Here is a 12,840-nt window from a genome sequence, read left to right on the forward strand (position 1 = left end):
TGTTGATACATTAATACGGTATTTTGTCAATATAATTTAGATGCGTTCCCCCTGGTTGTGCAAGATATGTATATAACCGCTTTTTGGCACTAAGACAAGAGTTATATACGACTGAGCAGAAAACCTTAAACTACAATGCTTGTAGTCAAAAGCTAACTATACTCAAGAAAGAAATTGAATGGTTGAAAGAAGTAGATAAGTTTGCCTTACAGAATTCACTCAAGAATTTAGAGACAGCATACAAAAACTTTTTTGCTGACTTCAAGAAGATGAAAGGGAAAAAGGGTGTAGGCTTTCCTAAGTTTAAAAAGAAGCATGGATGTAAACAGTCTTACAAAACTAACCTGACCAACGGTAATATTCAGGTAATAGATAATCGTTTAAAGCTTCCAAAGTGTGGATGGGTAAAGTTTCATAAGTCGCAAGACGTTACCGGAAAGCTTGTAAATGTTACGATAACTCGGACTTCTTCTGGTAAGTATATTGCTAGTATCTTGTGTGAAACTGAGATAGAAAAATACCCTGAAGTTGTTCAAAATATTGGTTTAGACTTAGGGGTTAAGTCTTATCTTGTTACTAGTGACGGTGAAGTTGTAGATAATCCTAAATATTACAGAACTCAAACTCGTAAGTTACGTAAAGCTCATAAAAAACTATCCCGTAGTGCAAAAGGTAGTAACAACCGAGTTAAAGCGAAAATCAAGCTGGCTCGTACTTATGAACGAATTACAAATTTGAGAGATGACTTTCTGCACAAGTTATCAACTCGTCTAATCAAGGAAAATAGCATTATCTGTGTTGTTCGCGGAGCGTGTCGTAGACAAGATTTGCGAGTTGCCAACATGGTGAAGAACCACAAATTAGCATTGAGTATTTCAGACGCTAGTTGGTCTAAGTTCATTACCATGCTCGAATATAAAGCTTTATGGCATGACAGACTTGTGCAGAAAATCGGCACGTTTTATCCCTCCTCCCAAACTTGTAACTGTTGTGGTTTTATTAATCCACTAGTCAAGGATTTAAACTTGCGTGAATGGTGTTGCCCTAGTTGCAATAGCTATAATTTGAGGGATAAAAACGCAGCACTGAATATATTAAGCGAAGGTTTGAGATTATTAACCGCCGTCGGTACGCCGGAGGTTATAAAAAACGCCTGTGGAGAACTCGTCAGTCCTGAAGTGATTCCGGCAGAGATCATTGAAGCAGGAATCACGCGACTTTCAGTCGTGTGAGGTTCAAGATTTGTTTTAGAGTTTAGGACTTATCCCGGTTTTCTGTTCCATTGATACTCACACCCCCATCTACTGGGGTTTCGTTTTTGTCCCCGGATGCGTGATTTAGCTTCTAAAAAGTTACACTTTTTTGATGGTGTTAATCAGAATTCCCCTTTGTTACCGCTTTTGGGTGAGAAAATTAATGTCAAATTGATTGCTGCTTGCTGGGATCATATTCTCCGACTGGCTACTTCTGTTTCAATTGGAACAGTTACGCCTTCCTTGATCATGCGTAAGTTAGCGTCATATCCTCGTCAAAACAAATTAGCGTAGGCGTAGCCCGCCGCAGGCATCGCTCTGCGCGAAGTAGGAAGAATTGAAAGGACATTGTTCACTCTTTATTGGTTGCAAAGCCCTCAGTTGCGACGTAAAGCTACGAGTGAACTTAATAAAGGGGAATTGAAAAACTCGTTGTCGAGAGCGGTTTTCTTCCACCGTTTGGGTGAAGTACGTGACCGTTCGTTTGAAGATCAATCAATACGTGCAAGCGGTTTGAATTTGGCTGTGGCGGCGATTGTGCTTTGGAATACGGTGTATTTGGAGAATGCGGTTAATTTATTGAAGTCGGAGGGTGTAATTATCCCGGAGGAATACTTGCAACATTTATCACCAATGGGGTGGGAACATATCAATTTAACTGGTGATTACATTTGGAATCTTAAGTCAGCAAGTAGCATTGATAATTTGCGTCCTTTGAGAAGGAAAAAAATAAACTTTAAATTAAGCTGAAAGCATTGTCTGGTAAGGAGTTTAGGAGTTAACCTAATTCCTTAGCGTACAATTTTCCCGTTTTGGCACAGTCCTGCCAATTAGTAGCACCAACCGGACTTTTGGGAAAGCTGCTTGAGTGCCGGGACGTGTTGCTGGGTATCCAAATACTCTGGCATTTGCCTCGCTATCTGGTACGTCAAATACTGTTCCATCCACTGCCATTATCCGCAATCCTCCCAAAAAAGCCCCTGGAGTGAATGGCACTAAGAAAAGATATAGCCTTTGCCCTCACTGGTTCCCAGCCTGGAGGCTGGGAAACGATTCTGGGAGGCTCCGCCTCCTCTTTCTTGACGAGAGGCAGAGCCTATGAGAATACATTCCCAGCCTCTAGGCTGGGAACGAGGTGAAACAATTTTCTTAGTGCCATTCGCCCCTGGAGTCTTGAGTGTGGCTCTTGGGCTTACTACTAGATGGAACAGACGACTCATCACCTGAGTTCCAATGCGCTGTCGAGCTTCGGTAATTGACGATTTACAAGGTACTCTCCAATACTGCCCTACTCTCACCCAAGCTTCGCTTAAACCATCAACTAGATTTTTCAGCACTGTTCGATATTGTTGCTTTTGACCATAAACTCATGGCAATTATCAGACAAATCACCAGATGAGATGGTAAGGCACGTTTACGATCTTCGCTTGCTTTAGCGTTAGCGATCGCCTGTTCAATGGCATCAGATGGAATCGCAGTTTCTAAGGCTTTGAGTACCGTTCCTGATTCGACCACAGGTGAGATCAGTGAGAATTCTTTGAGTTGCATTCTTACTCAGTACATTCAGGGGATAACCCTCACTTTACCTGGTTTTGGGCTTAACCGAACCGTATTGCCCCACCTCCCACACCTCCAGTGCAACAGCAGTGTTGTAGAGTGTATCAAATGCGTTAGCGAAGCTTAACGAAGTTATCGCTTGTAAAGTATGGCGAAAATAGAGCAACTCAAAAATCAGTACCAGGTTTTAAGGGCGGCCACTTTATCCTTTAATTCCGGCCATCTTTTCCTTGAAGTGACAGATTAGCTTATCTACTATTTTGAGAGTTCTGGCGTAAGGAGAATGTGGCTTTCGCCAATGCGATCAAATGCAGGTGTAGACCACCGTTCAACTACTTTGCCCAGAATTGACATTTCTTGAACTAAGCGGTCAAATTTATCAGGGGTGAGAGATTGAGGCCCATCGGATAAAGCTTTTGCGGGATTGGGGTGAACTTCAATCATCAAGGCATCTGTACCAGCGGCGATCGCAGCCATTGCCATAGATGGAACATATTCAGACCTACCTGTACCATGACTGGGATCAATCATAATCGGTAAATGGGTAAGCGATCGCAATACCGGAAGCACTGATAAATCTAAAGTATTTCGGGCATATTTACCATCAAAGGTTCTGATTCCTCGTTCACAAAGAATCACATTTGGATTTCCAGATGCCAAAATATATTCTGCTGCCATCAGCCACTCGTCAATTGTGGCAGACATTCCGCGCTTCAGCAGCACAGGTTTATCTTGAGCGCCTACCTTTTTCAGCAACGAGAAGTTGTGCATATTTCTAGCTCCGATTTGGATGATGTCAGCGACTCTCGCCACTGCTGATAAATCGGCAGCATCCATCAGTTCTGTGACGATACCCAAACCCGTCGCTTCCCGCGCTGCTGCTAATAAATCTAAAGCGCTTTCGCCATAACCTTGAAACGCATAAGGTGAAGTGCGAGGTTTGTAAGCTCCGCCACGCAGAAACTTTGCTCCTGCTACCTTCACCCGCTTTGCTGTTTCGACAATCATCGCTTCATTTTCAACAGAACAAGGCCCAGCTACCACTACGATCGGATGATGCTCGCCGAAATACACATGACCATTAGGTGTAGGTACAACAACCTCGCTGGCTTGTCCATCTCGGAATTCTCGACTTACTCGCTTGAAAGGTTGTTGCACTCGTAATACTTGCTCAATCCAAGGGCTAAATTCCTGAACCTGCAATTTATCGATACTAGTGGTATCACCAATTAGCCCTAAGACAACTTTATGAGTGCCAATGCTTTTTTCTACCGTGACTTTCCAAGTGTCACTCAGTTCTTGGCTAATCCGAGTAATTTCCTCAACAGGTGTACCGCTCTTAAGTATGATAATCATCTGTTTTTCCTAGTTTATAGTTCTTGGGTGTAATACAGTCGGTTCGTTGGGACACATAGTTAAAAGGGCGGTTATAAACCGCGTCTACACAAGCAAAACCCACCTTCGTGGGTTTCAAACCCGCAATTTTTCTTAGTCCGCGGAGGCGGACTTTGCCTGTGTAGCCGCGAATTCCATTCGCCAGGGCTGTTTAGCAATTAGCGCAAAAATTCCGCAAGTTGTTCTAGTTTTGTCCAAGCTGCGCCGCTTTGCAGAATTTCTTTGGCAAGGGCAATACCTTTAACACAACCTGCTAAAATATTCGTTTCCCTATCAATGGCTTCACCAACTTGCAGGGCTAGGGCTGTATTTAAAGCGACTACATCCTGCTGTGCTTGCGTGCCTTTACCTTGGAGAACTGCCTTCAGGATTTCGGCATTTTCTTGGACATCTCCACCCTGCAACGCCGCAGTGGGTGCAAAACTCAAACCCAGTTCTTGAGGATTGAGCGTTAGAGAACGCACTTTTTTATCTTGGAGTACAGCCAAATCAGTGACATCTGCTAAACCAGCCTCATCTAAATGTTCGCGTCCGTGGAGGGCGATCGCTTGCTGACATCCTAATTGGGATAAAGCTTGAACAATCTCCTCTAGTAAAAGCGGGTCGTTCACACCAATAATTTGCCCTGTCGGCCGCATCGGATTTACTAGCGGGCCGAGCAAGTTAAAAACAGTCCGCACCTTCAAAGTTTTTCGCAAAGTAGCGATCGCTTTCAGTGCAGGATGCCAGCCGGGAGCAAACAAAAAGGTGATTCCCACTTCGCCCACTGCGGCTTGTACTTTTTCAGGAGTGGCGTTGAGATTTATACCCAAAGCTTCCAACACATCAGCCGAACCAGCCTTACTAGATGCCGAACGATTGCCATGTTTGGCAACTTTTACCCCGGCGGCGGCGGCCACAAAGGCGACAGCAGTGGAGATATTAAAGGTTGAAGCACCATCTCCACCAGTTCCACAAGTGTCAATCAGGGGTACTGGGTACTGGGTACTGGGTACTGGGGATTGGGATTGTAAGACGGTGGCCATGCCGACTAATTCTTCGGCGGATACGCCTTTGGCTTGAATTGCGGCTAAAATCGCTCCTGATAGTACATGAGGAATGGCATTTGTGAGCCAACCTTGCATCAAATCCCCAGCTTGGGAAACCGTCAACGATTGCCGATTCAGCAACTGTTGCAATAAAGCTGGCCAGTTGTAGAACTCAGAAGGGATGGAGATTTTATCGGGTGGAATCAGAGTTTGAGCTATCATAATTTGTCACTGCATTAGTGATTAAGGAGTTTTGCGACAGTTTGCACATCCTTGTCACCTCTGCCGGAACAATTGATGACGATGCGGGGGCTGGCTTCTAACTGAGGACAAAGGGTTTCTAGATATGCGATCGCATGAGCAGTTTCTAAAGCTGGAATAATCCCTTCTAGTTGCGAAAGTCTTTGAAATGCATCTAACGCCTGTTTATCAGTCACACTGTAATATTCGGCGCGACCAAGATCCTTTAAATAACTATGCTCAGGGCCAACGCCGGGGTAATCCAATCCGGCGCTAATTGAATGGGCTTCGATGACTTGACCATCATCATCTTGCAGTAAATAGCTCATTGCCCCGTGCAATACACCTATTTTTCCTTTTGTCAAGGTAGCAGCGTGTTTTTCTGTATTTACACCTTCACCCGCCGCCTCTACTCCAATGAGGCGAACTGAAGGTTCATCCAAAAACTCATTGAATAAGCCGATCGCGTTGGAACCTCCACCCACGCAAGCCAGTAAAATATCTGGTAGTCCTCCCCATTTTTCTTGGCATTGAGCGCGAGTTTCTACACCAATTACAGTGTGAAAGTCACGTACAATCATCGGGTAGGGATGAGGACCAGCAACAGAACCCAAGATGTAATGAGTTGTTTCTACATTCGTCACCCAATCACGAATTGCTTCAGAAGTCGCATCCTTGAGAGTTCCTGTACCTGCTTCCACTGGCCGAACTTCTGCACCCATTAACTTCATGCGAAATACATTCAGGGCTTGGCGTTCCATATCGTGGATGCCCATGTAAATCACACATTTCAAACCAAACCGGGCGCACACAGTTGCAGTCGCTACGCCATGCTGACCTGCACCTGTCTCGGCGATAATCCGTTGCTTGCCCATGCCCTTGGCTAGCAACACCTGAGCCAAAGCATTATTAATTTTGTGAGCGCCTGTATGATTTAAATCTTCGCGCTTTAAATAAATTTGTGGCCCCGTGCCATCTGGTCTAGCGTAATTTGTTGTCAGGCGTTCAGCAAAATATAATGGGCTGGGTCGTCCTACATAATCACGCAGTAAGTTTTGCAGTTCTGCTTGGAAACTCGGCTCATTGCGATATTTTTGAAAAGCTGCTTCCAATTCACTCAATGCAGGCATTAAGGTTTCCGGGACATATTTACCGCCGAATTTTCCAAACCTGCCCAAAGAATCTGGTTGCACAGTTGCAGTTTTGATGTTTTGTATGCTTACCACTGGTTAAAATCCTTTCATGTTCAAGTATTTTTTACTCTCGTTCTAACTTTTTAGAACTTATGCCACAGCTGAATCATCTTTGCGTTACACAAGTCTGAAATAGTTTGCTCACCTGGTTTTACCCCACCCTAACCCTCCCCTTGGAAAGGGGAGGGAACTAGATTTCTTTTTCCCCCCAATAAACGGGGGTAATTTGACTTGTGTATACACCCACCCTAGAGCAGAGGGGCGGGGGGAAGAAAGAGAAATAATTGATACTGATTGCCTATTCCCTGCGGGAGCATCCCAAATGTGCAAATTTATTTTTTGTACTGATGGCTCTCTAGCCCGCTTCCTGGACATTAGGGAGCAAGATGCTCGCCACTACAAATTTTATTTTGGCAAAATTGGGATGCTCCCTTCCCTGCTCTCTATTGCCCATTCCCTACTCCCTAAATCTGCGGGTGAATTTATCCCACCTTTTGAAGAGATGGACTTTCGCGCCGACTTTCTGTAATTGCTGCTTTAAGTTCTCGACAAAATTCTTCCACGGCTTGCAATCCTTCTGTTGGGCTACCTTCAGTTAAACGTTTGACAAAGGCACTACCAACAATCACTGCATCTGCTCCCCATTCCATTACTTGATGTGCTTGTTTTGGTTCTGAGATGCCAAAACCAACGCCGATGGGTTTATTGGTGACGCTTCGCAACTCAGTAATTAAATGCTCTACGCGGTTTTGGATTTGAGCGCGGATACCTGTAACGCCTGTAACGCTCACCAGGTAGATAAAACCCTGAGATTGACGAGCGATCGCAACAATTCTATCTTTAGAACTGGTAGGAGCTACGAGTAAAATTACCTCAATTCCGAAAGATGCGGCGGTTTGGATTAATTCTCCTGCCTCTTCTAAGGGTAAATCTGGCACTACCAACCCTTGCACCCCAGCAGCAGCAATTTGCGCCAAAAATGACTTAATACCCCGGTACAAAATGGGATTGTAGTAAGTAAATAGAATTATCGGCGCTTTGAGGCTAGGAATCACCATGTGCAGCATCTCTAGCACTTGCTCTAATTTGGTGCCTTTTTGCAAAGCGCGGGTTGCTGCTGCTTGAATCACAGGCCCATCTGCCAGAGGATCGGAGTAGGGAATGCCTAACTCGATGAAGTCAGCACCGTTGCGATCTAAGATGCGTAAAGCTTCGGCAGTGGTTTCTAAGTTAGGATCGCCTGCTGTGATAAAGGGGATTAAAGCACACTGTTGGCGATCGCGTAAAGTTTGAAAGGAACGGGAGATAGAATTCATTCGGAAAAATAGTTAATGATTAGTTAATAGTTTTGGAATAATTAACACCTAGCAATTAGCGATATTCACGCTAGATTTTTTGTTAATGAGTCTTTTAGCTCCATTAATAAGTCTTTGAACTCCATTAATGAGTATCAGAGCTTCATTTTTTAACCTCCACTCAAGACTCACTACTCAAAAGACTACGCACAGCTTGTTCTACATCGCTTTGTTTAACTAAAGATTCTCCGATCAAAACTGCACGGGCACCAGCTTCAGCGACAAGAGATAAATCAGCAGGTGTATACAGTCCAGATTCGCTGACGACAGTGATATCCAAACTTTGTAATTGTTGTTGACGCTCTGCTAAAAGTTGCTGGGTTGTTCCTAAATCAAGGGTAAAATCTGCTAAATTGCGATTGTTGATTCCTACTAAACTTAGGTTGTCAAGCTTTAGCACCCGATCTAGTTCAGCTAAGGTATGAACTTCTACTAGCGCAGTCATGTCTAAATCATGAATCATTCGCAAAAAATCTTGGAGTTTTTGATCTGATAAAATAGCTGCAATTAACAATACAGCATCTGCACCTGCTGTCCGTGCTAAATAAATTTGATAGGAGTTGATGATAAACTCCTTGCACAGTAAGGGTAATGCAACTTGCTTACGCACCCTTCGCAGATTATCAAAACCACCTTGAAAGAACTTTTCGTCAGTCAGGACTGATAAACAAGCTGCACCGCCTCGTTCATAAGCTTGAGCGATCGCTACTGGGTCAAAATCTGCACGGATAACCCCACGGCTAGGTGATGCCTTTTTTACTTCAGCAATTAAGCTCGGTTGGTTGGGATTTTCCTGCAAAGCAGTCAAGAAATTTCGCACAGTCGGGGCTGTGTTTAACTGTTGTCGCAAGGAGGCTAAAGGCAGTTCTTGCTGCATTTGTGCAACTTCTTGCTTTTTATGCAACACAATTTCTTCAAGAATATGGCGGGAAGTGGCAACTTGATTAGTCATAAACAGCTTAGGGGAGTGGGGAGTGGCAGGAAGGAGATGAGGGAGAAGGGGGAGCAGGGGGAGATGAGGGAGCAGGGAAAAAATAACTAATATCCGATGCCCAATGCCCCATGCCCCATGCCCAATGCCCTATACCTTATACCCAATAACCAATGATTCTACAGTTTGCGTATATGCACGCACTACATTTTTTATTATTTCCAAACCGGCTTCTTTGCCTAAAGTCATGATTGATTCAGGATGAAACTGAACGGCGGCGATGGGAAGTGTGTGATGTTCAATGCCCATAATTACATCGTCATCAGAAATCGCTGTTACTTTGAGTTCTTTTGGCAAATGTTGCGGTAGAGCAAATAATGAGTGATATCTACCGACTGCAAAGGATTCTGGTAAGTTTTTGAAGATGACAGAATTGGAATCGGTGACGGAAATCCGTGAAGATTTCCCATGTTGAGGATAGTTGAGAACTCCCAATTGTCCATCAAAAGCTTCAACAATGCCTTGCAATCCTAGACAAACTCCGAAAATAGGAATTTGGCGATGCAGAAGGGCACCGACAGTCTGTGAAACCCCAAAATCACTTGGTCTACCAGGGCCAGGAGATAATACAACTAAGTCAGGGCGTTCTGTATCGAATAGCGATTCTGAGAAACCATGACGGAGTGTGGTGACGCTTGCACCAGTTTGGCGAATGTAATTGGCTAGGGTATGAACAAATGAGTCTTCGTAGTCTATTAATAAGATACGTTTGCCAGCTGCCGCACGTGGGAGGAGTTTAGTTAATTTTAGAGAATTGGACTGATCAATTTTCTGACTCGTTTGCTTCACACGCCGAATCGTTTCAAATAAAGCGGCTGCTTTGGTAATTGTTTCTTGTTCTTCTGCTTGAGGTATGGAGTCATAAAGGACAGTAGCGCCAACTCGCACCTCGGCGATGCAGTCTTTTAATCGAATTGTCCGCAGGATTAAGCCAGTATTTAAATTGCCGTTAAAGTTTAAATAGCCAACGGCTCCACCATACCAACGTCGAGCGCTCTTTTCGTGCTGTTCGAGAAAATTTATTGCTGCTCTTTTGGGTGCGCCGGTGACTGTAACTGCCCATGTATGCGACAGAAAGGCATCTAAAGCATCAAATTGCGATCGCAGTGTCCCTTCAACATGATCTACTGTATGGATCAGGTGGCTGTATAATTCAATTTGACGACGACCAATGACTCGTACTGAACCAGGTTCGCAGATTCGGGATTTGTCATTGCGATCGACATCAGTACACATGGTCAACTCGGCTTCATCTTTATGGGAGTTGAGTAACTGACGAATTTGCACCGCATCGTCAAGAGCATCTTGTCCCCGGCTAATAGTGCCACTAATTGGACAAGTTTCTACCCGCCTACCTTCAACCCGCACAAACATTTCTGGAGATGCGCCAATCAGATATTCTCCACCTAAATTAAAAATAAACCCATAAGGGCTAGGATTAATTTCCTTTAAGGTGTTAAATAGTTTGCTGGGTTCGTCTTCATAGTCCTCAAAAAAGTTTTGACTAGGAACAACTTCAAATAAATCGCCTCTGCGGAAATAATCGAGTGCAACCTCAACTTTTTTCGCATATTCGCCTACTTTATGGTCAGCAGTTTGATTCGGGAAAAGATGTTTGCCGCGATAATCGACAGACTCGCCTGTTCTCGGAAGATTCTTCGTGTTTCCGTGCGCTGTTTCAAAATCATATTGTAGACAAAATGCACGTTGCTGATAGTAGTCAACAACAATCAATTCATCTGGCAGATAAAGCACCAAATCGCGATGATCTGTAGGACGTTCTAGTTGTTGGGTAATTGGTTCAAACTGAAAAACTAAGTCATAACCAAACGCCCCATACAAGCCTAAATGCTCATCTTCTTGACTAGAAAAAGTATCTAGGACTTCGCGGACAATGGTAAATGCTGAAGGTTGTTTACTGCGTTCTTCTTCAGTAAATAGTTTTTTTGTAGGTTTAACAAACCCTACGATATTATTATGATCTTGGGTAACTTTATCAAGTTGTTCTGACTGGGATAGGCGCTCTAAGAAGAATGGTAAAAGTACTTGACCGCGTTCATTCAACGCTATCAAAGTGAAAGCATTCTCCTGTGTAGTCAACTCTAATGGTGGATTGACAAATCCGATCGCCCATCTTTTGTATCTGCCCGGATATTCGTAACTACTCCTTAGCAAGCCTCCACGCTGAGAATTTAAATGGAACAGAATATCTTCGAGGGCAGTGTCCATCTTAACTTCGGTGATGGAGCGAGAAACACTTACACCACCAAGGGTTTTGTAGGAACGTGAATCAAAAACCATGAGTAATTTCTCTAGAATATTTATTAGTCAATCATTAATCAACAACCATTAATCATTATTAGTAGTTATTTTCAAATCTCGAACAGACTTAGATAAGTTTCTATCAATCTAAGCCAAGATATTATGTTTAAAAAATGTAATCAAAAACTTTTTGCTTCTTATTTAAGAATACTAGATATCAAGCAGATAATACATTGAATAATTTTTCGATTGGGTGTCAATTTATTCGCTTTTTATACTGCTTTTCTAGTACATTTACCAACAACCCTATTTAAACACCGCCGCCTCCCCCAAAAGTAGTAGATAATCTCATAAAAACCTCTGCATTTAAAATTCCCGCAACAGCGATATTGCTTGCCTATACAACAACAAATTCACCTCATTAACCTCAATTCTTTTGCCAATCCCTTTTAACAGCGTCAAAGTCAACTCTCCCCCCAAATGTTCACGAAATTCAGTCAAACCCCGAAACAAACAATGAGGATCTTCCAGATTTGATAACTTCTGGGCTAGTTCTGGCACATACAACGTGAAACCCAACGCCGATAAAGTCTTTAATATCCGTTGCCACTCCAAACAATCTAGCAATCCTACCAAATAGGAATAAGTGCTATCCAAAGCAATACCGATCGCAACTGCTTCGCCATGACGCAAGCGATAATTTGTCAAATGCTCCAGTTTATGAGCCGCCCAATGTCCAAAATCCAGGGGACGAGACGAACCCATTTCAAAAGGATCGCCGCCATTGGCAATATGTTCTAAATGCAATTGGGCGCAACGATAGATAACTTGTTGCATAGTATCCATGTCTCGCCGCCCAAGGGCTGCCGTGTGAGAGTGGATAAAATCAAAAAAGCTAGCATCCTTAATCAGCGCTACTTTGACTGCTTCTGCAATTCCAGAACGCCAATCGCGATCGTCTAGGGTTGTCAAAAAGGCAGAGTCATTTATAACTGCATAAGGTGGCGCAAATGTGCCGAGAAAGTTCTTTTTACCAAAGGCATTGATGCCGTTTTTTACCCCAACCCCAGAGTCATTTTGCGCTAACACCGTTGTCGGAATGCGAATGAGACGAATTCCCCGGTGAGCAGTTGCAGCAGCATATCCGACCAAATCCAACACCGCCCCGCCCCCGATCGCTAATATGTAAGAGTGGCGACATAATCCGGCTGCTTCAATCTGTTGGTGGATTTGCTCTACTAAAGTGCGATCGTTTTTAGCAGCCTCTCCTCCCGAAATTATCATTGGTTCAGTTGCGATCGCTAGTACCTCTGCATAAAACTTGGTATACGCGACTAATTGCTTCACCAATTCAGGTTGATACTTTAATATTCCTGCATCTATCACTGCAACTAATTTCTTCGGCTTTGTCTCCTCATCCGCAGCAACCACTTGGACTAAGGTGGAATTTTTCAACTCAAATAAATTTTGGGTGAAGTAAACCTCGTAGTTAAAAGTAACCGAAACACGTTGATGAATTAATCTACTTTTTTGCTTGATGTCAACTACCATATTTTTGCTCTTTAA

At 43.5% G+C, this 12,840-nt stretch carries 7 protein-coding genes and 4 pseudogenes; 2 read left to right on the forward strand and 9 right to left on the reverse strand.

Going from position 1 to position 12,840, the window contains the following annotated elements; genetic code table 11:
• Window positions 1–59: 59 nt before the first annotated feature.
• Window positions 60–1,232: pseudogene (gene tnpB / locus HWQ37_RS21315) on the forward strand (IS200/IS605 family element RNA-guided endonuclease TnpB); the annotation flags it as partial.
• A 66-nt stretch (window positions 1,233–1,298) separates the two neighbouring features.
• Window positions 1,299–2,003 (forward strand): annotated as a pseudogene (locus tag HWQ37_RS21320) (Tn3 family transposase); the annotation flags it as partial.
• A 78-nt stretch (window positions 2,004–2,081) separates the two neighbouring features.
• On the opposite strand, the pseudogene HWQ37_RS21325 reads toward HWQ37_RS21320, so the two are convergent.
• The 9 genes and pseudogenes from HWQ37_RS21325 to HWQ37_RS21365 all read right to left on the reverse strand — a co-directional run.
• A pseudogene (locus HWQ37_RS21325) lies at window positions 2,082–2,234 on the reverse strand (IS4 family transposase); the annotation flags it as partial.
• A gap of 179 nt (window positions 2,235–2,413) precedes the next feature.
• Window positions 2,414–2,801, reverse strand: a pseudogene (locus HWQ37_RS21330) (transposase domain-containing protein); the annotation flags it as partial.
• Window positions 2,802–3,065: 264 nt separating this feature from the next.
• Complete coding sequence (aroF, locus tag HWQ37_RS21335; RefSeq protein WP_292750591.1) at window positions 3,066–4,166, reverse strand: 3-deoxy-7-phosphoheptulonate synthase; 1,101 nt, start codon at window positions 4,164–4,166, stop codon at window positions 3,066–3,068.
• Between the two features lie 197 nt (window positions 4,167–4,363).
• Entirely contained in the window at window positions 4,364–5,455 is a 1,092-nt protein-coding gene (trpD, locus tag HWQ37_RS21340; protein ID WP_292750593.1) for an anthranilate phosphoribosyltransferase, read from the reverse strand.
• Window positions 5,456–5,469: 14 nt separating this feature from the next.
• The gene (gene trpB, locus HWQ37_RS21345; protein WP_292750595.1) at window positions 5,470–6,699 is read right to left on the reverse strand and encodes a tryptophan synthase subunit beta; all 1,230 of its coding nucleotides are present in this window, start codon (window positions 6,697–6,699) and stop codon (window positions 5,470–5,472) included.
• A gap of 449 nt (window positions 6,700–7,148) precedes the next feature.
• Window positions 7,149–7,982 (reverse strand): tryptophan synthase subunit alpha, encoded by an 834-nt coding sequence (gene trpA / locus HWQ37_RS21350; RefSeq protein WP_292750596.1) that lies wholly within the window; start codon window positions 7,980–7,982, stop codon window positions 7,149–7,151.
• Between the two features lie 160 nt (window positions 7,983–8,142).
• Complete coding sequence (trpC, locus tag HWQ37_RS21355; protein ID WP_292750598.1) at window positions 8,143–8,973, reverse strand: indole-3-glycerol phosphate synthase TrpC; 831 nt, start codon at window positions 8,971–8,973, stop codon at window positions 8,143–8,145.
• A 129-nt stretch (window positions 8,974–9,102) separates the two neighbouring features.
• Complete coding sequence (locus tag HWQ37_RS21360; protein WP_292750600.1) at window positions 9,103–11,313, reverse strand: anthranilate synthase; 2,211 nt, start codon at window positions 11,311–11,313, stop codon at window positions 9,103–9,105.
• 327 nt (window positions 11,314–11,640) lie between these two features.
• Window positions 11,641–12,825, reverse strand: a complete 1,185-nt coding sequence (locus tag HWQ37_RS21365) for a 3-dehydroquinate synthase (protein ID WP_292750602.1) — start codon at window positions 12,823–12,825, stop codon at window positions 11,641–11,643.
• Window positions 12,826–12,840: the final 15 nt, after the last annotated feature.

It is taken from the genome of Nostoc sp. NMS4 (assembly GCF_017115095.1).
Classification (GTDB): Bacteria; Cyanobacteriota; Cyanobacteriia; order Cyanobacteriales; family Nostocaceae; genus Nostoc.

Bases quoted from the DNA above. Each gene is read 5' to 3' on its own strand.
- aroF (WP_292750591.1), bottom strand. From the start codon at position 4,166: ATGATTATCATACTTAAGAGCGGTACACCTGTTGAGGAAATTACTCGG.
- trpD (WP_292750593.1), bottom strand. From the start codon at position 5,455: ATGATAGCTCAAACTCTGATTCCACCCGATAAAATCTCCATCCCTTCT.
- trpA (WP_292750596.1), bottom strand. From the start codon at position 7,982: ATGAATTCTATCTCCCGTTCCTTTCAAACTTTACGCGATCGCCAACAG.
- trpC (WP_292750598.1), bottom strand. From the start codon at position 8,973: ATGACTAATCAAGTTGCCACTTCCCGCCATATTCTTGAAGAAATTGTG.
- HWQ37_RS21360 (WP_292750600.1), bottom strand. From the start codon at position 11,313: ATGGTTTTTGATTCACGTTCCTACAAAACCCTTGGTGGTGTAAGTGTT.
- HWQ37_RS21365 (WP_292750602.1), bottom strand. From the start codon at position 12,825: ATGGTAGTTGACATCAAGCAAAAAAGTAGATTAATTCATCAACGTGTT.